Below are 20,437 nucleotides of genomic sequence, written 5' to 3' on the forward strand. Positions count from 1 at the left end.
CTCAGGCGATATCGGCGCAGTGCAGGCCGTATTGACCGCGCGCCTGGTCGGCGAAATAGCGCTCCAGCGTCAGGCGCACCGTGCGGAAGGCGAGTTCGTCCCAGGGAATCTCGTCATGGCGGAACAGCCGGGCCTCTATCGTCTCCGGGCCCGGGTCGAAGCGGGTGTCGAGCAGCCGGGCGCGGTAGAAGAAATGCACCTGGCCGACCCGCACCACGTTCAGCAGCGAGAACAGCTCCAGCAGCTCGATGCGGGCGCCGGCCTCCTCGTGCGTCTCGCGCAGCGCGCCCTCGGCGGCCGTCTCGCCCAGCTCCATGAAGCCGGCGGGCAGCGTCCAGAAGCCGTGCCGGGGCTCGATGTTGCGCCGGCACAGCAGCACGCTGTCCTGCCAGAACGGCACGGTGCCGACGACATTGAGCGGGTTCTCGTAGTGGATGGTCGCGCAGGCGGGGCAGGTGGCGCGTTCGCGGTTGTCGTCCGCAGGAATGCGGTAGTCGACCGGGGAGCCGCATTCGCGGCAGTGCTTGATACGGCGCGGCAGGAGCATCCGGCCAGTGTAGTGCGCCGTGCATGGCATGATCTGAAACAATGAACACAAACAACGAGGAGTCGTTCATGCCGCGGCGCGCCGCGCCGCTTCGCTGACCGAGGAGACCTGCAAGCCATGGACCTGTACAGCTACTTCCGTTCCTCCGCATCCTTTCGCGTGCGCATCGCGCTGGCGCTCAAGGGCCTGCCCTACGACTATCGCGGCGTGCATCTGGTGCGCAACGAGCAGCTCGACGCGCCCTATGCCGAGATCTCCCCGCAGCGGCTGGTGCCGCTGCTGCAGGACGGCGACGCGACGCTGACGCAGTCGCTGGCCATCATCGAATACCTCGACGAGGTCCATCCCGAGCCGGCGCTGCTGCCGCGCGATCCGCTCGGCCGCGCGCGGGTGCGCTCGCTGGCGCTGGACATCGCCTGCGAGATCCATCCGCTCAACAACCTGCGCGTGCTGCGCTATCTGGTCAAGGAGCTCGGCGCCAGCGAGGACGCGAAGAACGCCTGGTATCGCCACTGGGTCGAGAGCGGGCTGGAGGTCGTCGAGCGCCGTCTGGCCGCCGACGCCGCCACCGGCGCCTTCTGCCATGGCGACACGCCGACGCTGGCCGACTGCGTGCTGGTGCCGCAGATCTTCAATGCGCAGCGCTTCCACTGCCGCCTCGACCATGTGCCGACGGTGATGCGCGTCTTCGAGGCCTGCATGGCACGGCCGGCCTTCCAGGCCGCCCAGCCCTCGTCCTGCCCCGATGCCGAGGCCTGAACCGGTGCCGGCTCCGATCGACACGGCCTGGCCGGCCGACTGGCTGCGCCCGGTCTTCTCCAGTCCGCGCGTCGGCGCGGTGATGACCACCCGCGCCGGCGGCGTGAGCCAGGCGCCCTGGGACAGCCTGAATCTGCGCGACGAGGTCGGCGACGATCCGCTGGCGGTGCGCGAGAACCGCGCCCGGCTGCATGCGGCGATCGGCCGCCCCAGCGTGCTGCTGGCGCAGGTCCATGGCGCCGAGGTCTGCCTGCTGGAGGATCTGCCCCCCGGCGCCGAACAGGCGCCGCCGGCCGAGCGCGTGCGTGCCGACGGCTGCGCGACCGCCGCATCCGTGCTGGCCTGCGAGATCCAGGTGGCCGACTGTCTGCCGGTGCTGTTCGCCGATCGGCAGGGGCGTGCGGTCGGCGCGGCCCATGCGGGCTGGCGCGGACTGGCTGCTGGCGTGCTCGAGGCCACGCTCGCGCGGGTGTGCCGTCTGGCGGGCACCGCACCGGACGAGATCGAGTGCTGGCTCGGACCCTGCATCGGTCCGACGCATTTCGAGGTCGGCCCGGAAGTGGTGGCGGCCTTTCTCGGCACGGCGGCGGCTGAGCGCAGCGCCTTTCACCAGCCTTCGCCGGGCGGCCAGGGGCGATCGATGCTGGATCTGGCTGCGCTGGGCCGCGAGCGCCTGCGTCGCGCCGGGGTGATGGCGCTGGGCGGCAACGACAGCAGCCTGTCGTGGTGCACGCGCAACGATCCGGCGCGGTATTTCTCCTATCGCCACAGTGCCTGCACCGGCCGCATGGCCGCGCTGATCTGGCTTGGTCCGGCAATCACGCCCCAATCTGGCGGCTGACCTGAGCATTCGTGCGGAATTTCCGTCCGGCTGTTGCTGCAATCCGACTAAAAATGGGTACTGGGCCGTGTCTTACGATTCCTTGTGCGGCAAATCGTGAGCACTTGTTTCGGGTTTTCCCGCGGTGTTGCGGGTTTTCATTTGATCGGCATCAAATTCTTGGGCGTGCGTGCGTTCGGCCTGTTCCTGAAGGTGACGCGCCCGGCGCCGCATCGGTGTGCCCATCAGATACATGACGATCGACAGCGGCAGCGCGCCATAGAGCAGGAAGGTGAAGATCGCACCGAGTATGGTGCCCTGCGGGTGCATCGCCTCGGCGGCGGCCATCATCAAGCTGACATAAAGCCACGCGATCGCAATCAGGTACATGGGGGTTTCCTGCGATGTCGGAGAAAGGGTTCTGTATGAAATGGCCGTGCATAATGCCTCTGAACGCAGATACCGTGCCTTCGGAGGAGATGAATGAACCCTTTCGACCCGTCGACGTTCAACCTGCCCGACCTGTCCGCCTTCGGCCGGACCGGCGAGAAGCTGCAGGGCATGGGCCAGAGTGTCGGCGAGAACCTGCTCACGTTCTCGCGCATGCAGATCCCGCCTCAGGAGCTGGCCCGCATCCAGGGTGAATACCTGAAGGAAGCCGCCGAGCTCTGGAATGCCGGGCTGCAGTCCGGCGGCAAGGTCAGCCTGCCGAAGGATCGCCGTTTTGCCACCGCCGAGTGGACCGACAATCCGGCTTCCGGTTTTGCGGCGGCCAGCTATCTGCTCAACGCCCGCACGCTGATGCAATTGGCCGATGCGGTGCAGGGGGACGAGAAAACCCGTACCCGCATCCGCTTCGCGGTCCAGCAATGGATCGATGCCAGCGCCCCGTCCAATTATCTGGCGCTCAATCCCGAGGCGCAGAAGAAGGCGCTGGAAACCCGCGGCGAGAGCATCGCCCAGGGCGTGCAGCAGCTGGTCAACGACATCCGCCAGGGTCATGTCTCGCAGACCGACGAGTCGGTCTTCGAGGTCGGCCGCAACGTCGCCACCAGCGAGGGTGCGGTCGTGTTCGAGAACGAGCTGTTCCAGCTCATCGAGTACAAGCCGTTGACCGCGCAGGTGCACGAGCGCCCGATGCTGTTCGTGCCGCCGTGCATCAACAAGTACTACATCCTCGACCTGCAGCCGGACAACTCCGTCATCCGCTACACCGTCGAGCAGGGCCACCGCCTCTTCGTCGTCAGCTGGCGCAACCCCGGCGACGACATGGCCGCCTTCACCTGGGACGACTACATCGAGAAGGCGGTCATCCAGGCCATCCGGGTGGTCCAGGAGATCGGCGGCAGCGACACGATCGACACGCTGGGCTTCTGCGTCGGCGGCACCATCCTGACCACTGCGCTCGCGGTGCTGGCCGCGCGCGGCGAGCAGCCGGCGGCCAGCGTCACGCTGCTGACCACGCTGCTGGACTTCAGCAACACCGGCATTCTCGACATCTTCGTCGACGAGACCTCGGTGCGGCTGCGCGAGATGACCATCGGCGCGGACGCGCCGCAGGGCCCGGGCATGCTGCGCGGCAAGGAGCTGGCGGCCACCTTCAGCTTCCTGCGCCCGAACGATCTGGTCTGGAACTATGTGGTCGGCAACTACCTGAAGGGCGAGACGCCGCCGCCGTTCGACCTGCTGTACTGGAACTCCGACAGCACCAACCTGCCGGGCAACATGTACTGCTGGTATCTGCGTCACACCTACCTCGAGGACAAGCTCAAGGTGCCGGGCGCGCTGACTGTCTGCGGCGAGAAGGTCGACATCGGCAGGATCGAGGCACCGGTCTATCTCTACGCCTCGCGCGAGGACCACATCGTGCCGTGGGACGCTGCCTACCAGAGCACGAAGCTGTTCAAGGGCCCGCGGCGCTTCGTGCTGGGCGCTTCCGGGCACATCGCCGGCGTGGTCAATCCGCCGGCCAAGAAGAAGCGCAACTTCTGGACGAACGACGAACTGCCGGCCTCGGCCGACGACTGGCTGGCCGGCGCCACTTCGGTGCCGGGCAGCTGGTGGCCGGACTGGGCCGACTGGCTGGCGCAGCATGCCGGCAAGAAGAAGGCCGCGCCGAAGGCCTATGGCAACCGCCAGCACAAGGTCATCGAGCCGGCTCCGGGGCGCTACGTCAAGCAGAAGGTCTGACGACGCGGCGTGCCCGTCTTTCAACCGCGGTCCGCAAAGGACCCACTGGACACTGAATCAGGAGAAAACGCATGACCGACATCGTGATCGTTGCAGCGGCACGCACCGCCGTGGGCAAGTTCGGAGGCACGCTGGCCAAGACCGCGGCGCCTGAGCTGGGCGCCACGGTCATCCGCTCGCTGCTGCAGCGCACGGGCCTGTCCGGCGAGCAGATCGGCGAAGTCATTCTCGGCCAGGTGCTGACCGCCGGCTCGGGCCAGAACCCGGCCCGCCAGTCCGTCATCAAGTCCGGCCTGCCGCAGGGCGTGCCGGCGATGACCATCAACAAGGTCTGCGGCTCGGGCCTGAAGGCGGTGATGCTGGGCGCCCAGGCCATCCGTGACGGCGATTCCGAGATCATCATCGCGGGCGGCCAGGAGAACATGAGCGCCAGCCCGCATGTGCTGCCGAACTCGCGCGACGGCCAGCGCATGGGCGACTGGAAGCTGGTCGACACCATGATCAACGACGGCCTGTGGGATGTGTACAACCAGTACCACATGGGCATCACCGCCGAGAACGTCGCCAAGAAGTACGGCATCACCCGCGAGATGCAGGACGCGCTGGCGCTGGCCTCGCAGCAGAAGGCCGCCGCCGCCCAGGACGCCGGCCGCTTCGACGACGAGATCGTGCCGGTCTCGATTCCGCAGAAGAAGGGTGATCCGGTCGTCTTCGCCAAGGACGAGTTCATCAACCGCAAGACCAGCCTGGATGTGCTGGGCGGCCTGCGTCCGGCCTTCGACAAGGCGGGCTCGGTCACTGCGGGCAATGCTTCGGGCATCAACGACGGTGCCGCCGCCGTGATGCTGATGTCGGCCGCCAAGGCTGAGGCGCTGGGCCTGAAGCCGATGGCGCGCATCGCCTCCTACGCCAGCGCCGGCCTGGATCCGGCCTTCATGGGCATGGGCCCGGTGCCGGCCGCCCGCCGCGCGCTCGAGCGTGCCGGCTGGTCCGCGGCCGACCTCGACCTGCTCGAGATCAACGAGGCCTTCGCGGCCCAGGCCTGCGCGGTCCACCAGGAAATGGGCTGGGACCTGTCGAAGGTCAACGTCAATGGCGGCGCGATCGCCATCGGTCACCCGATCGGCGCCTCCGGCTGCCGCATCCTGGTCACGCTGCTGCACGAGATGCAGCGCCGTGACGCGAAGAAGGGCATCGCCTCGCTGTGCATCGGCGGTGGCATGGGTGTCGCGCTGACGGTCGAGCGCTGATTTCCCTCTGGTCCTTTTCGCGAGCCTTCACTCGTCTGCGCTCGCTGTGAGCGCAGACCCATCACAAGGAGAGACAGACATGGCACAGAAAATCGCATACGTCACCGGCGGCATGGGTGGCATCGGCACCTCGATCTGCCGTCGTCTGCACAAGGACGGCTTCAAGGTCATCGCCGGCTGCGGCCCGACCCGTGACTTCCAGAAGTGGCTCGACGAGCAGGCTGCGGCCGGCTACACCTTCTACGCCTCGGTCGGCAACGTCGCCGACTGGGACTCGACCGTCGAGGCCTTCGCCAAGGCCAAGGCCGAGCACGGTCCGATCGACGTGCTGGTCAACAACGCCGGCATCACCAAGGACCGCATGTTCCTGAAGATGAGCCGCGAGGACTGGGACGCGGTCATCAGCACCAACCTGACCTCGATGTTCAACGTCACCAAGCAGGTGGTCGGCGACATGGTCGAGCGCGGTTTCGGCCGCATCATCCAGATCTCCTCGGTCAACGGCGAGAAGGGCCAGGCCGGCCAGACCAACTACTCGGCCGCCAAGGCCGGCATGCACGGCTTCACGATGGCGCTGGCGCAGGAACTGGCCGCCAAGGGCGTGACCGTCAACACCGTGAGCCCGGGCTACATCGGCACCGACATGGTCCGCGCGATCCGTCCGGACGTGCTCGACAAGATCATCGCCACCATTCCGGTCAAGCGTCTGGGCACGCCGGAGGAAATCGGTTCGATCGTCGGCTGGCTGGCGGGCGAGGACTCGGGCTTCACCACCGGCGCGGACTTCTCCTGCAACGGCGGCCTGCACATGGGCTGATGCCTTGCTGGCGGTGACGCCTGCGAATCCGAGGGCCGGCCTTGCCGGCCCTTTTTGCTTCCTTCGGCTTTTCCCGGGGCTTTGCCGGATCACTGCACCGCGATCAGCGCGTCGAGTGCGGCGCAGACCTCGCGCATGCTGCCGCTGATGCGCACCCGGCGCGGATCCTGGGGATCGATCTGCAGATGCAGGCGTTCGTCGGGGATGTCGTCGGGGTCGGCGGCGAGGGCCTGCGCGGGCCACAGACGACGGGAGTCGGCATGGCGCACCGAGGTCAGCATGCTGCGCGAAAGCACGATGCCCTGCGGATGCGCGGGCCGTTGTGGCGCGATGGGCGATGTCGTCGAACGGGGCGAGAGGGGCGAGAGAGGCGAGAGCGAGGGCCGGGGCAGCGGCCGGTCGGACATCGCCGCGACCGCTGCCAGATCGAGATCGGGTGCGAGGTCCGCAGCGATGTCTGCTGCGAGATTCGGCGACAGGACCGGGCGCGGAGCACGGCGCAGCCAGCGGGCGAGCATCGGAAACATCGGAACCTCCTGGATCTTTAGGGTACCGGTGCAGGCGAGCGTCAGCCCGCCCGGCCGGAAGGGCCGCATGGCGCGACAGGGGACCCGCGAGTCCGGGTCGGGACGAGAGGACAGTGCAGCGGCCGTCAGCCCGCAGGCGGCGTGGCCGCCGCGGGCTACAGCATCGGACTGTTGCGGATCAGACCGACCGCCAGGCCCTCGATGCAGAAGTCCGGATCATCCGGCTGCACATGGATGACCGGGAAATCCGGGTTTTCCGGATGCAGTTCGATGCCCGCCGGGCCGTGGCGCAGGCGCTTGACGGTGACCTCGTCCCCCAGCCGGGCGACGACGATCTGCCCGACCTGGGCCCGGGCACCGCGCTGCACCGCCAGCAGGTCGCCGTCGAGAATGCCGGCATCGCGCATGCTCATGCCGCGCACCTTCAGCAGGTAGTCGGGGCGGCGGGTGAAGAGATGGGGCTCGATCGTGTAGCTGCGTTCGATGTGTTCCTGCGCCAGGATCGGGCTGCCGGCGGCGACCCGGCCGACCAGCGGCACGCTCATCGTGTCGGGCGCAGGGGCGTCGGCGGGGTAGGTGCCGCCCGACCTCAGGCTGCGCAATATGTCAGACTTGAGCCGGATGCCCCGCGAGGTGCCGCCGACCAGTTCGATCACGCCCTTGCGGGCCAGCGCGCGCAGATGCTGCTCGGCGGCATTGTGCGAGCGGAAACCGAATTCGGTGGCGATCTCGGCCCGTGTGGGCGGTGCGCCGGTCGTCTCGATCGTGCGCAGGATCAGCGCCATGATGTCCTGCTGGCGAGGGGTGAGCTTCGGGCTCGCGTCCATGGCATGTCCTTGGGGCTGTTCAGATATCCAGTGCCTGTATTTTTATCCAGTTCCATGCAGATGACAAGCAGCGATGTGCTCTCCCCTCGGCCCGCGCAGAACGGCCGCCATATCGTCATTCTGGGCACCGGCGGCACGATTGCCGGTCGGGCCGAGCAGAGCACCGATGTGGTCGGCTACAAGGCTGGCCAGGTTGCGGTTCAGGATCTGATCGACGGGGTGCCGGGCCTGCGCCGGCGCATCGACGCGGGCTGGCGCATCGAGTCCGAGCAGGTCTCGCAGGTCGACAGCAAGGACATGAGCCACGCGATCTGGCGCCGGCTGGCCGAGCGGGTGCAGCACCATCTGGACCGGCCGGAGGTCGACGGCATCATCGTGACCCACGGCACCGACACGCTGGAGGAGACCGCCTACCTGCTGCATCGGGTGCTGGCGCCGTCGCGCCCGGTGGTGCTGGCCGCGGCGATGCGTCCGGCCAGTGCGCCGCAGCCCGACGGGCCGCAGAACCTGGACGATGCGCTGACGGTGGTGGGCTGGCCCGGCGCGCGCGGGGTGATGGCGGTGCTGGGCGGGCAGGTCTGGTCGGGCGCGGAGGTCCGCAAGATCCACCCGTACCGGCTGGACGCCTTCAGCGCGGGCGACGCCGGCCCGCTGGCGCATGTCGAGGCCGGTCAGCTGCGCCGGCTGCGCGAATGGCCGGTGGAGCAGCCGCTGGGCCTGAAGGTGCTGGCGGCGGACATCTGGCCGGATGTGCAGATCGTCACCAGCCATGCCGGCGCCGACGGCCGGCTGGTCGACCTGCTGGTGCAGGTCGGGGTGCAGGGCCTGGTGGTGGCCGCCACCGGCAACGGCTCGGTGCACCAGGATCTGATGGCGGCGCTGCTGCGGGCGCAGGCCGCCGGCGTGCTGGTGCTGCGCGCGCTGCGCGGCGGCGCCGGCTGCATCGTGCCCTCGGCGACCGATCTGCTGCCGGATGCCGGCGCGCTGACCTCGGCGCAGGCGCGCATCGAGGTGCTGCTGCGGCTGCTGGCGCGCCGCGGCGGCTGAGGTCCGGCCGCCTCGGGCCGGGCCCCGACCGAGGTCAGACCGGGATCAGACCAGGTTCAGCGTCACCTCGATGTTGCCGCGGGTCGCGTTCGAGTAGGGGCAGACGATGTGGGCGGCCTGCACCACCTCGTCGGCGACCGCACGCTCGATGCCGGGCACATGGATGTTGAGCGTCACCTGGATGCCGAAGCCGTTCGGGATCGGGCCGATGCCGACTTCCGAGTCGATCTTCAGGTCGGCCGGCAGCGCGATCTTCTTCTGGCCGGCGACGAACTTCATCGCACCCATGAAGCAGGCGGCGTAGCCGGCGGCGAAGAGCTGCTCGGGATTGGTGCCGGCGCCGTCGTCGCCGCCCAGGCCCTTGGGCACCGAGAGCTTGACGTTCAGGCGGCCGTCGTCGCTGGTGGCGGCGCCGTCACGGCCTCCGGTGGCGGTGGCGCGGGCGGTGTAGAGGACTTGCTGCAGGGACATGGTCTTTCCTTTCAGGGGGAACAGGTCAAGGGGCGGTCAAGGGGCGGCTCAGGGGCCGGGGGGAGACTGGAGCAGGGCCGCACGCAGCCGGGCGAGCTGGCCGCGCAGTGCGGCCAGTTCGTCGAGCGAGCAGCCGGTGGAGGCGGCGATCTGGCGCGGAATCTCGCCCGCGCGGGCCTTCAGCGCCTGGCCGGCGGTGCTCAGCACGACCGTGACGCGGCGCTCGTCGTCGCGGCTGCGGCGGCGCTCGAGCAGACCGGCTTCCTCGAGCCGGCGCAGCAGCGGCGTGAGCGTGCCGGAGTCGAGCGAGAGCCGCTCGCCGAGCTCGCCCACGCCCTGGCCGTCACGCTCCCACAGCACCAGCATCACCAGGTACTGCGGATAGGTCAGGCCGAGCGCGTCGAGCAGCGGGCGGTAGCGCTTCGTCATCGCCAGCGAGGCGGAATACAGCGCAAAGCACAGCTGCTGGTCCAGGGCCAGCCAGGCGTCTGCCGGGAGGGGGGAATCTGCGGAGCCGGAATTCATGATGTGCACAGTCTAGTTGTGTGCAATTGAATTCGCCGGGCAGAGGCCTCTGCCCCTGTGCGCGGCAGGGCCGCAGCCGGCCCCGCCGGCGATCAGTGCGCAGATGTGCTTGCGATGTTGCCGCGCCCCGGCCAGGTGGCCAGCACCACGCCCAGCAGCGCCAGCGCGAAGGCGCCGGCCTGCGCGGCGCTGAAGGGCTCGCCCAGCAGCAGCACGCCGACCGCGGCGGCCGACACCGGCAGCATCACGGTGAACACACCGGCCTGCGAGGCCGGCACATGGCGCAGCCCGGTCATCCACAGCCAGACGGTGATCATGCTGGCGGCCAGCGCGTAGAACACCAGCAGGCCCCAGGTCGGCAGCGCCACCTGCGAGAAGTCGAACTGCCGTGCCTGCCACAGCGCCAGCGGCGCCACCAGCGCCAGGCCCCAGAGGTTGACCAGCGCGCTGATGCGCTTGGGGCCCAGCCGCCCCGAGAGCTTCTTGCCGATCACCACATAGCTGGCCTCGCAGACCACCGCCGCGAGCAGCAGCAGATTGCCCAGCAGCGGCGAGGCGCCGGTCTCGGCCGTGGCGCCGGTCTTGCTCAGTGTCACCAGCGCGATGCCGCTGACCGCGCAGGCGATGCCCGCCAGCACCTGGCGCGACAGCCGCTCGCCCAGGAAGACGCGCGACAGCAGCGCCACCACGCCGGGCAGCGCCGCCATGATCACGCCGGCGGCCAGCGCGGTGCTGAGCTGCACGCCGAAGAGCATGCAGATCGAGAACAGGAAATTGCCCAGCAGGCTCAGCAGGAAGAGCAGCCCGCGGTCCTGCCGGGTCTGCTCGGGTTCGTCGGCCGGGCGGCGGGTCCAGCCGCCCATCGCCACCGCGGCGATGCCGAAGCGCAGGCCCGCCAGCAGGAAGACCGGAAAGACCGCGACCAGCCATTTCGACAGGCCGACATAGCTGCCGACCAGCGCCATGCTGGCGGCCAGGCAGGCCCAGGCGCGCCAGGGCATGCGGTTCGTGGCCGTCAGCACGCCGCCCGCTGCGGCGCTCATCCCGCGGCTTTCATCGCCGCCTTCTGCTCCTGCTGCAGACGCTTCTCCCGCAGCGCGATCATGTAGCTCGAGACCACGACGAAGATCGCCACCACCACGATGACCACCGTGGCCAGCGCATTGACCGTCGGGTCCAGCCCCAGGCGGGCACGGCTGAAGATCACCAGCGGCAGCGTGGTCGAGCCCGGGCCCGACAGGAAGGCCGACATCACCACATCGTCGAGCGAGAGCGTGAAGGTCAGCAGCCAGGCCGCCAGCAGCGACTGCGCGATCATCGGCAGCGTCACCAGGAAGAAGACCTGCAGCGGGCGCGCGCCCAGATCCTGCGCGGCCTCCTCGAACTGCGGATTGAGGTCGCGCAGCCGCGCGGCGATCACCACCGTCGCATAGGCCATGCCGACCAGCATGTGGCCGAGCCAGATGGTGGTCAGGCCCCGCTCGGGCACGCCGAACAGGCGCTGCATCGACACCAGCATCAGCAGCAGCGACAGGCCGACGATCACCTCGGGCATCACCAGCGGCGCGTTGATCATGCCGGAGAAGAGGGTGCGGCCCCGGAAGCGCGGATGGCGCTCCAGCGTCAGCGCCGCCAGCGTGCCCAGCACCACCGAGCCGGTGGCGCTGGCCGCGGCGATCTGCAGCGACAGGAACAGCGCATGGCGGATGTCCTCGTCGCCGACGAGCTTCTCGTACCAGCGCAGCGAGAAGCCGGCCCAGACATTGGGCACCGGCGAGTCGGTGAAGCTGTAGACCACCAGCGCGATGATCGGCAGGTAAAGGAACAGGAAGCCGGCAGTCAGCCAGATGCGGCTGGTCCAGCGGGCGGCGGGGGTGATGATCACTTGCGCGCCTCCTGCGCCTGGTTGCGGTTGAAGATCGCCAGCGGCACGATGATCAGCAGCACCATGGTGACGGCCACGCTCGAGGCCATCGGCCAGTCGTTGTTGGAGAAGAACTCGTCCCAGAGCACCCGGCCGATCATCAGCGTCTCCGGGCCGCCGAGCAGCTCGGGGATCACGTACTCGCCCACGCACGGGATGAACACCAGCATCGCGCCGGCGATGATGCCGCCCTTGGACAGCGGCACCGTGATGCGCCAGAAGGCCTGCCAGGGCGTGGCACCCAGATCCTGTGCGGCCTCGAGCAGGCGCAGGTCCAGCTTGGACAGCGTGCCGTACAGCGGCAGGATCATGAAGGGCAGGTAGGTGTAGACCATGCCCAGGATCAGCGAGAAGGGCGTGTACATGTACTGCCCCTCGGCCGAGATCAGCCCGAGCGGCAGCAGCAGCTTGTCGGCGCCGATGGTGTTCAGGAAGGTGCCGACCCAGCCGGTGTCGGCGTCCAGCAGGCCCTTCCAGGCGTAGACCCGCAGCAGGAAGCTGGTCCAGAACGGCAGCATCACGCCCATCAGCAGCAGCGGCTGCACGGTGGAGGGCGAACGCGCCATGAAATAGGCGAAGGGGTAGCCGATGGCCAGGCAGACCGCAGTGGTGATGCCGGCGTACTTCAGCGACTGCGCGTAGGTGCTGAGGTAGAGGTCGTCCTCGAGAATGGTCAGGTAGTTCTGCAGCTTGAGCTTCATGAAAAGCTCGTTGTTCGCGTAGGTGAACAGGTCGCTCACCATCGCGCCGTCCATCTCGGCCAGGCTGATGCGCAGCACGATCAGGAAGGGCAGCAGGAAGAACACCAGCAGCCACAGGAAGGGCGTGCCGATCAGCAGCGTGCGACCGCTGAACAGCGAGCGCAGCCGTGTCGCGACGGAAGAGGGTCGGGCCATGCCTTCAGCTCCTCACTGGGTCAGCACGACCTGGGCATTGGGCTGCCAGTGCGCCCAGACCCGATCGCCCCAGGTGGGCGCATTGCTGCGGTCGCGGCTGTCGTTCTCGACCGTCACCTTCAGCCGCGCGCCGCTGGCCAGCTCCAGGTGGTAGAGCGTGGTGTCGCCGAAGTAGGACATTTCCTTGACCGTGCCGGGCACCTGGTTGAAGCGGCCCGCGGGCTGCTCGGCGCTCAGCGAGATCTTCTCCGGGCGCACCGCCACCGTGACCTGCTGGCCCAGGTAGCCGGTGATGCCGTGGCCGATGTGGTGCATGAAGTCGGCGCACTCGATCTGCACATGGTCGGCCTCGTCGACGACGATGCGGCCGTCGGTCAGGTTGACGTTGCCGATGAAGTCGGCAACGAAGCGGGTGGTCGGCGTCTCGTAGATGTCGGCCGGGCTGCCGACCTGCAGGAAGCGGCCCTCGCTCATCACCGCGATGCGGGAAGCCATCGTCATCGCCTCCTCCTGGTCGTGCGTCACCATCACGCAGGTCACGCCGACCTGCTCGATGATGTTGACCAGCTCGATCTGGGTGGCCTCACGCAGCTTCTTGTCGAGCGCGCCCAGCGGCTCGTCGAGCAGCAGCAGCTGCGGGCGCTTGGCCAGGCTGCGCGCCAGCGCCACGCGCTGCTGCTGGCCGCCCGAGAGCTGGTGCGGCTTGCGCGCGGCCAGCCGGGTCAGCTGCACCAGTCGCAGCATCTCCTCGACCCGCTGCGCGATCTCGGCCTTGGGCAGGCCGTCGCGGCGCAGGCCGAAGGCGATGTTGTCGGCCACCGTCATGTGAGGAAACAGCGCATAGGACTGGAACATCATGTTGACCGGACGCTCGTAGGGCGGCTTGCCCGCGAGGTCCTGGCCATTGAGGATGATCCGCCCCGAGGTCGGCGTCTCGAAGCCGGCGAGCATGCGCAGCAGGGTCGACTTGCCGCAGCCCGACGAGCCGAGCAGCGCGAAGATCTCTCCCTTGGCGATGTCCAGGCTGACCTGGTCGACCGCGCGGAAGTCGCCGAACTCCTTCACCACGGAGTCGATCCGCAGGAAGGCGCCGTCCGCCTGGGGCTTGGCCATGAGTCTGTGTCCTCTTCTCTGGGAGCCTGGGTCAGCGACCGGCCTTGAAGTTGGTGAAGGTGCGGGTGATGAGCTTGCGGGTGGCCTGGTCAGGCACGCCCGGGGCGATCATCCTGGCCAGCGCCGCCTCGTCCGGGAAGACGGCCGGGTTCTTGGCCAGCTCCGGCTTGACGAACTTCAGCGAGGCCTTGTTCGGGTTGGCGTAGAAGACCGCATTGGTCAGCGACGCATGCACCTCGGGCTTCAGGATGTAGTTGATGAACTTGTGGGCGTTGTCGACGTTCTTGGCGTCCTTCGGGATCGCCATGGTGTCGAAGAACAGCAGGCCGCCGTTCTTGGGCAGCAGCACCTCGAGGTTCTGCGGCTTCTTGGCCTTGGCCGACTTGTCCTTGGCGATCATGATGTCGCCCGACCAGCCCACCACCGCGCAGAGCTGGCCCTTGGCCATCTGGTCGATGTAGTCCGAGCCCGAGCCCACGAAGCGGGTCACCGACGGGCGCACCTTCTTCAGCATCTCGGCCACCGCCTTGTAGTCGTCGGCGTTCTTGCTGTGCGGATCCTTGCCGATGTAGTTCAGCGCCAGCGGCATGATCTCCGACGGGGTGTCGAGCACCGCCACGCCGCAGCCCTTGAGCTTGCTCACATAGTCCGGGTTGAAGACCAGATCCCAGGCGTTGTCGGGCATCGGCTTGTCGCCCAGCGCCGCCTTGACCTTGTCGACGTTGATGCCGACCGTGGTGTAGCCCCACAGCCAGTCGACGATGTGCTCGTTGCCCGGGTCCATCTTGGCGAGCTGCGCCTGGATGGCGGGGTCGAGGTTGGCCAGGTTGGGGATCTTGCTCTTGTCGAGCTTCATCAGCAGGCCGGCCTCGATCTGCTGCTTGGCCCAGTTCGAGCCGGGCACGACGATGTCGTAGCCGGTCTTGCCGGCGATCAGCTTGGCGTGCAGCGCCTCGTTCGAGTCGAAGTTGTCGTACCGGACCTTGATGCCGGTCTCCTTCTCGAAGTTCTTGATCGTGTCCTCGGCGATGTAGTCGGCCCAGTTGTAGATGTTCAGGACCTTGGATTCCTGCGCCTGGGCGCCGGTCGCGCACAGCGCCGCGACGGCGGCGACCACGACATTGAGGGCCTTGGCGGGCCGCGACGAGAACAGCTTCATGAACACTCCAGTCAGGACAGTCGTAGGGATGGGTCGTTGGACGGGCAGGGCCGTGAACCGGTGCGCCGGCGTGACAGGCTGCATGGCTCCCGGCGCGCGGCCGCGATTATGGCGTGAGCGCACGTCATTTCATCACGCCGCTCAGGCCCCGTCGATGCGCAGCCAGGTGGTCTTCAGCTCGGTGTACTTCTCCAGCGCATGCAGCGACTTGTCGCGGCCGTTGCCGCTCTGCTTGAAGCCGCCGAAGGGCACGGTGATGTCATCCTCGTCGTACTGGTTCACATGCACCGTGCCGGCACGCAAGGCGCGTGCCACGCGGTGCGCGCGGTCCAGGTCGTGCGACCAGACGCTGGCCTGCAGACCGTAGGGCGAGTCGTTGGCGATGCGCACGGCGTCCTCCTCGGTTCCGAAGCGTATCACTGCCATCACCGGGCCGAAGATCTCCTCGCGGGCGATGCGCATGGCGTTCGTGGCGTGGTCGAAGACGGTCGGCTCGACATAGAAGCCGCCGGTCTCGGCGCGGGCCTGCGCGCCGCCGTGGCAGGTGGCGCCCTCGGCGCGGCCGGCGTCGATGTAGCCCAGCACGGTGCGCAGCTGGCCCTCGTCGACCAGCGCGCCCATCGTGGTGCGCTCGTCCAGCGGATCGGCCGGCTGCCAGGCGGGCATCTGCGCGCGCACCTCGGCGACGAAGTCGTCGGCTATGGATTCGTGCACCAGCACCCGCGAGGGCGCGTTGCACGACTCGCCTTGGTTGAAGAACAGGCTCTGCGCGACGGTGCGCGCCGCGCGCGCCGGATCCTTGTGGTCGGGAAACACCAGGAAGGCCGACTTGCCGCCCAGCTCGTTGTAGACGCGCTTGAGGTTGGAGCGCCCGGCGTAGTCGAGCATGCGCCGGCCGGTGCGGGTCGAGCCGGTGAAGCCGATCGCGTCGACCTCCATGTGCAGCGCCAGTGCCTCGCCGGCCTCGTGGCCGAAGCCCGGCACGACGTTGAACACGCCCGGCGGCAGGCCGGCTTCCACCGCGATCTCGGCCAGGCGCAGGGCGGTCAGCGGCGACTTCTCGCTCGGCTTCATGACGACCGAATTGCCGGTGGCCAGCGCGGGCCCGAGTTTCCAGGCCGCCATGATCATCGGGTAGTTCCACGGCACGATGCAGCCGATCACGCCCATCGGCTCGCGCGTGATCATCGCAAGCGCCTGTGGCCCGGTCGGCGCGATCTCGTCATACACCTTGTCGATCGCCTCGGCATACCAGGCGATGGTGCGCGCGGTGGCCGGCACGTCTACGCTGCGGGCGAATCGGATCGGCTTGCCCATGTCGAGGGTTTCGAGCAGCGCCAGCTCGTCGCGGTGCGCCAGGATCGCTTCGGCAAACCGCTGCAGCACCTTCTTGCGCGCCGCCGGCGGCTGGCGCGCCCAGCGCCCGTCGTCGAAGGCCGCGCGGGCCGAGGCCACCGCCGCATCGACATCCGCCGCCTGCCCGCGCGCAATCGCGCCCAGCCGCCGCCCGTCGATCGGCGAATGCTTGTCAAACGTCTCGCCGCTGGCGCTGGCCACGCGCTGCCCATTGATGAAGGCACGGCCGTCGAGGGTGAGGGCGGCGGCACGGTCGTGCCAGGTGGGGGAGGGGGTCATGGGGGGCTCCGTGCGCTTTGGGAAGTGGGGGTTTTATTGGGTGGACTGGCTTGGCTTCGGTAGATTTGTGGTGTTGGTCTGAATGAATTGTGCTTTTGGGGATTCCGTATGCTCCATTAAATTATTGGGTCGGCAGTCATCTAAATGATATGAATTAAGTTTTTTCTTCAAAATCAATGACTTGCGTGTTTTTCAAAATAATGTTTTATTGTCGGAGTAATGAATTTTTGGTGGATGTTATCGGTTTTCCGATTGACTGAATTTTTTGGGGCGTGCGGAGTAGAGTGCGGGTAATGCTTGGTAAAGAAATGCGTGTGACATTGCGAAGGGATCGATGAAGCTGAGTTCTTTGCGATCAGTTTCCGCTTGGACGTATGGTACAGCCACTGATTCAGAGGAGATCCAACTGGTTTGATCGGGTATATGCTCAATGCCTATAAGTAGTGACTTTGCGTGGATAATTCTGTTCGTTGCTTCCCAAAGATCGGTAACGGTCGGCTGACCGGTTGAGGGTTGCCAACGCCAGCGAGGATTGTCCAGTGCAAATTTTTTCCCTGCTGGGAGTACCTCAAGTGCTCTTCGGGCATTTAGTGCAAATGAGCTAACCGACTCGATCATACTGATTACCACTCCGTTGATGAGTGGCTCGTGACGGCGGGGGTACTGCGAACTGGTAAGCGCCCAAAGACGGACAGCGTGTTCCGTCGCAGTATTGATTGAGTGCTCTACTACCGAGGAATGCATAAAATTTTTTCCGAGTCAATTATTTTGATTTTTGCAAAACAGACAAAATTCTGCATGAGTAATTAACTAAACCTCGCGCTGAACCTCCAACAACAAGCCGCCCGCGGCAAAACCACCGCAGCGGCTTGTCACCCCGAATTCAAGCCCACCCACGCTCGCGCAGATCCGCCAGCGTCAGGTCCAGGCAGTGGCGGATCAGGCCGGCGAGTTCGTCGACCTGCTCGACGGTCATCACCAGCGGCGGGGCGATGATCATGCGGTCGCCGACGGCGCGCATGATCAGGCCGTTGCCGAAGCAGTGGCTGCGGCAGACCATGCCGACTTCCAGCGCCGGGTCGAAGGGCGTGCCGCGGCCGTCCTGCGTGCCGTCCTTGGCGCGCACCAGCTGCAGCGCCGCCATCAGGCCGCAGCTCTGCGTCTCGCCGACCAGCGGGTGATCGCGCAGCGACTCGAAGACGGCGGCCAGGCGCGGGCCGGTCTCGTCGCGCACCCGCTCGACCAGCTTCAGTTCCTGGATCAGGCGGATGTTGGCCACCGCCACCGCGCAGGCCACCGGATGGCCGCTGTAGGTGTAGCCGTGCTCGAACTCGCCGCCCTGCTCGATCAGCACCTTGGCGACGCGCTCGCCCACCATCACGCCGCCCAGCGGCACATAGCCCGAGGTCACGCCCTTGGCAAACGTCATCAGGTCGGGCCGGGTGCCCATCGTCTCGCAGCCGAACCAGTTTCCGGTGCGCCCGAAGCCGCAGATCACCTCGTCGCTGACCAGCAGGATGTCGTACTTGTCGCAGATGCGCTGGATCTCCGGCCAGTAGGTCGCGGGCGGCACGATCACGCCGCCGGCGCCCTGCACCGGCTCGCCGATGAAGGCGGCCACCTTGTCGGGGCCGACCTCCAGGATCTTCTGCTCCAGCCAGCCGGCCGCCTTCAGGCCGAACTGGTCGCGCGTCATGCCGGCGCCGTGCTCCAGCCAGTGCGGCTGGTCGATGTGGTCGATGCCGGGAATCGGCAGGCCGCCCTGCGCGTGCATGTACTTCATGCCGCCCAGCGAGGCGCCCGCCATCGTCGAGCCGTGGTAGCCGTTCCAGCGGCTGAGGATGACCTGGCGCTCGGGCTGGCCCTTGAGATCCCAGTAGCGGCGCACCATGCGCACCACGGTGTCGTTGCCCTCCGAGCCGGAGCCGGCGAAGAAGACGTGCTTGAACTGCGGCGGCGTCACCTCGGCCAGCAGCTCGGCCAGCTCGACGGCCGGCGGCGTCGTGGTCTGGAAGAAGCTGTTGTAGAAGGGCAGCTTGGCCATCTGCGCGGTGGCGGCGTCGATCAGCGCCTGCTGGCCGTAGCCGACGTTGACGCACCACAGGCCGCTCATCGCGTCGAAGAGCCTGTGGCCGTCGGAGTCCCAGAGGTAGACGTTCTCGCCGCGCTCGATGATGCGCGAGCCCTTCTTCGCCAGCGCCTGGAAGTCGGTGAAGGGATGCAGGAAGTGGGCGGCGTCCAGGGCCTGCCAGTCGGCGGTGGTGCGGGTGGTCGTGGTCATGGTCGATGTCCTGAGTGGCGTGTCGCCGTCATCCCTGGCGCGCTGCCGTCATCCCCGCGAAGGCGGGGAGCCACGCCGGGCGCGGTGTGGGGGCCTGCGTGGGTGCCCGCCTTCGCGGGCATGACGGATGAGGGGCGGGACGACGGGTGGGTGAAACGGGTGGGTGTGTCGGGGCCGGGCGCTCAGACGTGCAGCAGCAGGTGCTCGCGCTCCCACGGCGAGATCACTTTCATGAACTCGGCGTACTCGATTTCCTTGACCTCGGTGTAGACGGTGATGAAGGACTCGCCCAGCACGGTGGCCAGGTCGCGCTCGGCGCGCAGCTTCTCCAGCGCCTCGCCGAGGCTGCGCGGCAGCTGGTAGTCGCCGAGGTAGGCGTCGCCCTTGCACTCGGGCGTGGGCTCGACGCGGTTCTTCATGCCCAGATAGCCGCAGGCCAGCGTCGCCGCCAGCGCCACATACGGGTTGGCGTCGGCGCCGATGACGCGGTTCTCGATGCGCCGCGCCGCAGGCGAGGCCACCGGCGAGCGGATGCCCACCGTGCGGTTGTCGGTGCCCCACTGGATGTTGATCGGCGCGGCGGTGAAGCGCGCAAGACGGCGGTAGCTGTTGACATAGGGCGCGAACAGCGCCATCGCCGCCGGGATGTACTTCTGCAGCCCGCCGATGTACCAGCGGAACATGTCGCTGGCGCTGCCGTCTTCATTGCTGAAGATGTTGCGCCCCTGCGCATCGACGATGCTCTGGTGGATGTGCATCGCGCTGCCCGGCTCGCCGGCGATCGGCTTGGCCATGAAGGTGGCGAACATGTTGTGGCGCATCGCGGCTTCCCGCACCGTGCGCTTGAAGAAGAACACCTCGTCGGCCAGCCCCAGCGGGTGGTCGTGGAAGAAGTTGATCTCCATCTGGCCGGCGCCGATCTCGTGGATCAGCGTGTCGACATTCAGCTCCATCTGCTCGCAGTAGGAGTAGACATCCTCGAACAGCGGGTCGAACTCGTTGACCGCGTCGATCGAGTAGGCCTGGCGGCTGGTCTCGGCCCGGCCCGAGCGGCCGATCGGGGGCTTGAGCGGCATGTCCGGATCGGTGTTGCGCGCCACCAGATAGAACTCCAGCTCCGGCGCGACGATCGGGTTCCAGCCTTCGGCCTCGAACAGCTCGCAGACCCGGCGCAGCACCGAGCGCGGCGCGAAGGGCACGATGTTGCCGGCCTTGTCATAGCAGTCGTGCACCACCTGCGCGGTCGGGTCGCTGGCCCACGGCACGATGCGCACGGTGCGCGGGTCCGGGCGCAGGTGCATGTCGTGGTCGGTCGGGCTGATGACGTCGTAGTAGGGTCCCTCGGACGGGAACTCGCCGGTCACGCCCATCGCCACCACCGCTTCCGGCAGGCGCATGCCGCGGTCCTCGGTGAACTTCTGGCGCGGCAGGATCTTGCCGCGCGCCACGCCGGTCAGGTCGGGCACCAGGCATTCGATCTCGGTGACGCGGTGCCGGTCGAGCCACTGCTCGAGGTCGTTGAAGTTGAAATGCTTTCTGTCGCTGTTCATGGGGAGTCTCGTTCACATGCGGGCGAGCCGCACCGGCATGGCGCGCCAGGGGGGGGGCTCGCATGCGGCATCGGGCTCGGTCGGGGCAGGGCGCGCGGA

20 protein-coding genes are annotated in these 20,437 nt (G+C 67.5%); 6 read left to right on the forward strand and 14 right to left on the reverse strand.

What is annotated here, in order from left to right:
* Position 1 precedes the first annotated feature (1 nt).
* Positions 2-547, reverse strand: a complete 546-nt coding sequence (locus tag NFT33_RS02000) for an NUDIX hydrolase (protein WP_149503713.1) — start codon at positions 545-547, stop codon at positions 2-4.
* A 117-nt stretch (positions 548-664) separates the two neighbouring features.
* On the opposite strand from NFT33_RS02000, the gene maiA reads away from it, so the two are divergent.
* A complete protein-coding gene (gene maiA, locus NFT33_RS02005; protein WP_149503712.1) occupies positions 665-1,306 on the forward strand; it encodes a maleylacetoacetate isomerase in 642 nt (213 codons plus the stop codon).
* Entirely contained in the window at positions 1,293-2,147 is an 855-nt protein-coding gene (pgeF, locus tag NFT33_RS02010) for a peptidoglycan editing factor PgeF (protein ID WP_251672766.1), read from the forward strand. The genes maiA and pgeF overlap by 14 nt, the downstream gene beginning before the upstream one ends.
* A gap of 72 nt (positions 2,148-2,219) precedes the next feature.
* Here the strand turns inward: pgeF and NFT33_RS02015 are convergent, their stop codons facing one another.
* Positions 2,220-2,516 carry a hypothetical protein gene (locus NFT33_RS02015; protein WP_251672768.1) on the reverse strand — a complete coding sequence of 99 codons (297 nt, stop codon included), beginning with the start codon at positions 2,514-2,516 and terminating at the stop codon, positions 2,220-2,222.
* 171 nt (positions 2,517-2,687) lie between these two features.
* Here NFT33_RS02015 and phaC point away from each other — a divergent pair, with 171 nt between their 5' ends.
* The 3 genes from phaC (at position 2,688) to phbB (ending at position 6,383) form a co-directional block, all read left to right on the forward strand.
* On the forward strand, positions 2,688-4,316 hold the full coding sequence (gene phaC / locus NFT33_RS02020) for a class I poly(R)-hydroxyalkanoic acid synthase (RefSeq protein ID WP_251673040.1): 1,629 nt from the start codon (positions 2,688-2,690) through the stop codon (positions 4,314-4,316).
* A gap of 71 nt (positions 4,317-4,387) precedes the next feature.
* Positions 4,388-5,566, forward strand: coding sequence for an acetyl-CoA C-acetyltransferase (locus NFT33_RS02025; protein WP_149503708.1), 1,179 nt, complete (start codon positions 4,388-4,390; stop codon positions 5,564-5,566).
* A 79-nt stretch (positions 5,567-5,645) separates the two neighbouring features.
* Positions 5,646-6,383, forward strand: coding sequence for an acetoacetyl-CoA reductase (gene phbB, locus NFT33_RS02030; RefSeq protein ID WP_251672770.1), 738 nt, complete (start codon positions 5,646-5,648; stop codon positions 6,381-6,383).
* A gap of 89 nt (positions 6,384-6,472) precedes the next feature.
* Here phbB and NFT33_RS02035 read toward each other — a convergent pair whose 3' ends face one another.
* The gene (locus NFT33_RS02035; RefSeq protein WP_251672772.1) at positions 6,473-6,910 is read right to left on the reverse strand and encodes a hypothetical protein; all 438 of its coding nucleotides are present in this window, start codon (positions 6,908-6,910) and stop codon (positions 6,473-6,475) included.
* Between the two features lie 155 nt (positions 6,911-7,065).
* Positions 7,066-7,737 carry a transcriptional repressor LexA gene (gene lexA / locus NFT33_RS02040; protein WP_251672774.1) on the reverse strand — a complete coding sequence of 224 codons (672 nt, stop codon included), beginning with the start codon at positions 7,735-7,737 and terminating at the stop codon, positions 7,066-7,068.
* A 54-nt stretch (positions 7,738-7,791) separates the two neighbouring features.
* On the opposite strand from lexA, the gene NFT33_RS02045 reads away from it, so the two are divergent.
* The gene (locus NFT33_RS02045; RefSeq protein ID WP_251672776.1) at positions 7,792-8,784 is read left to right on the forward strand and encodes an asparaginase; all 993 of its coding nucleotides are present in this window, start codon (positions 7,792-7,794) and stop codon (positions 8,782-8,784) included.
* A gap of 45 nt (positions 8,785-8,829) precedes the next feature.
* On the opposite strand, the gene NFT33_RS02050 is transcribed toward NFT33_RS02045, so the two are convergent.
* The 10 genes from NFT33_RS02050 to NFT33_RS02095 form a co-directional block, all read right to left on the reverse strand.
* Complete coding sequence (locus NFT33_RS02050; RefSeq protein WP_220784376.1) at positions 8,830-9,255, reverse strand: organic hydroperoxide resistance protein; 426 nt, start codon at positions 9,253-9,255, stop codon at positions 8,830-8,832.
* A gap of 48 nt (positions 9,256-9,303) precedes the next feature.
* Complete coding sequence (locus NFT33_RS02055; protein ID WP_149503702.1) at positions 9,304-9,780, reverse strand: MarR family winged helix-turn-helix transcriptional regulator; 477 nt, start codon at positions 9,778-9,780, stop codon at positions 9,304-9,306.
* A gap of 92 nt (positions 9,781-9,872) precedes the next feature.
* Positions 9,873-10,823: a DMT family transporter gene (locus NFT33_RS02060; RefSeq protein WP_251672778.1), complete on the reverse strand. Its 951-nt coding sequence runs from the start codon at positions 10,821-10,823 to the stop codon at positions 9,873-9,875.
* Positions 10,820-11,665 carry an ABC transporter permease gene (locus tag NFT33_RS02065; RefSeq protein WP_251672780.1) on the reverse strand — a complete coding sequence of 282 codons (846 nt, stop codon included), beginning with the start codon at positions 11,663-11,665 and terminating at the stop codon, positions 10,820-10,822. The genes NFT33_RS02060 and NFT33_RS02065 overlap by 4 nt, the downstream gene beginning before the upstream one ends.
* Entirely contained in the window at positions 11,662-12,600 is a 939-nt protein-coding gene (locus tag NFT33_RS02070; protein WP_251672782.1) for an ABC transporter permease, read from the reverse strand. Before NFT33_RS02070 ends, NFT33_RS02065 begins: the two co-directional genes overlap by 4 nt.
* Positions 12,601-12,612: 12 nt before the next feature.
* Entirely contained in the window at positions 12,613-13,713 is a 1,101-nt protein-coding gene (locus NFT33_RS02075) for an ABC transporter ATP-binding protein (RefSeq protein ID WP_251672785.1), read from the reverse strand.
* 31 nt (positions 13,714-13,744) lie between these two features.
* On the reverse strand, positions 13,745-14,872 hold the full coding sequence (locus NFT33_RS02080; protein ID WP_149503698.1) for a polyamine ABC transporter substrate-binding protein: 1,128 nt from the start codon (positions 14,870-14,872) through the stop codon (positions 13,745-13,747).
* A gap of 141 nt (positions 14,873-15,013) precedes the next feature.
* A complete protein-coding gene (locus NFT33_RS02085; protein ID WP_251672787.1) occupies positions 15,014-16,507 on the reverse strand; it encodes an aldehyde dehydrogenase in 1,494 nt (497 codons plus the stop codon).
* An 883-nt stretch (positions 16,508-17,390) separates the two neighbouring features.
* Positions 17,391-18,788 (reverse strand): aspartate aminotransferase family protein, encoded by a 1,398-nt coding sequence (locus NFT33_RS02090; RefSeq protein ID WP_251672789.1) that lies wholly within the window; start codon positions 18,786-18,788, stop codon positions 17,391-17,393.
* Between the two features lie 182 nt (positions 18,789-18,970).
* Positions 18,971-20,338 (reverse strand): glutamine synthetase family protein, encoded by a 1,368-nt coding sequence (locus NFT33_RS02095; protein ID WP_251672791.1) that lies wholly within the window; start codon positions 20,336-20,338, stop codon positions 18,971-18,973.
* Positions 20,339-20,437 lie beyond the last annotated feature (99 nt).

Source organism: Sphaerotilus sp. FB-3 (assembly GCF_023706025.1).
GTDB lineage: Bacteria > Pseudomonadota > Gammaproteobacteria > Burkholderiales > Burkholderiaceae_C > Sphaerotilus > Sphaerotilus sulfidivorans.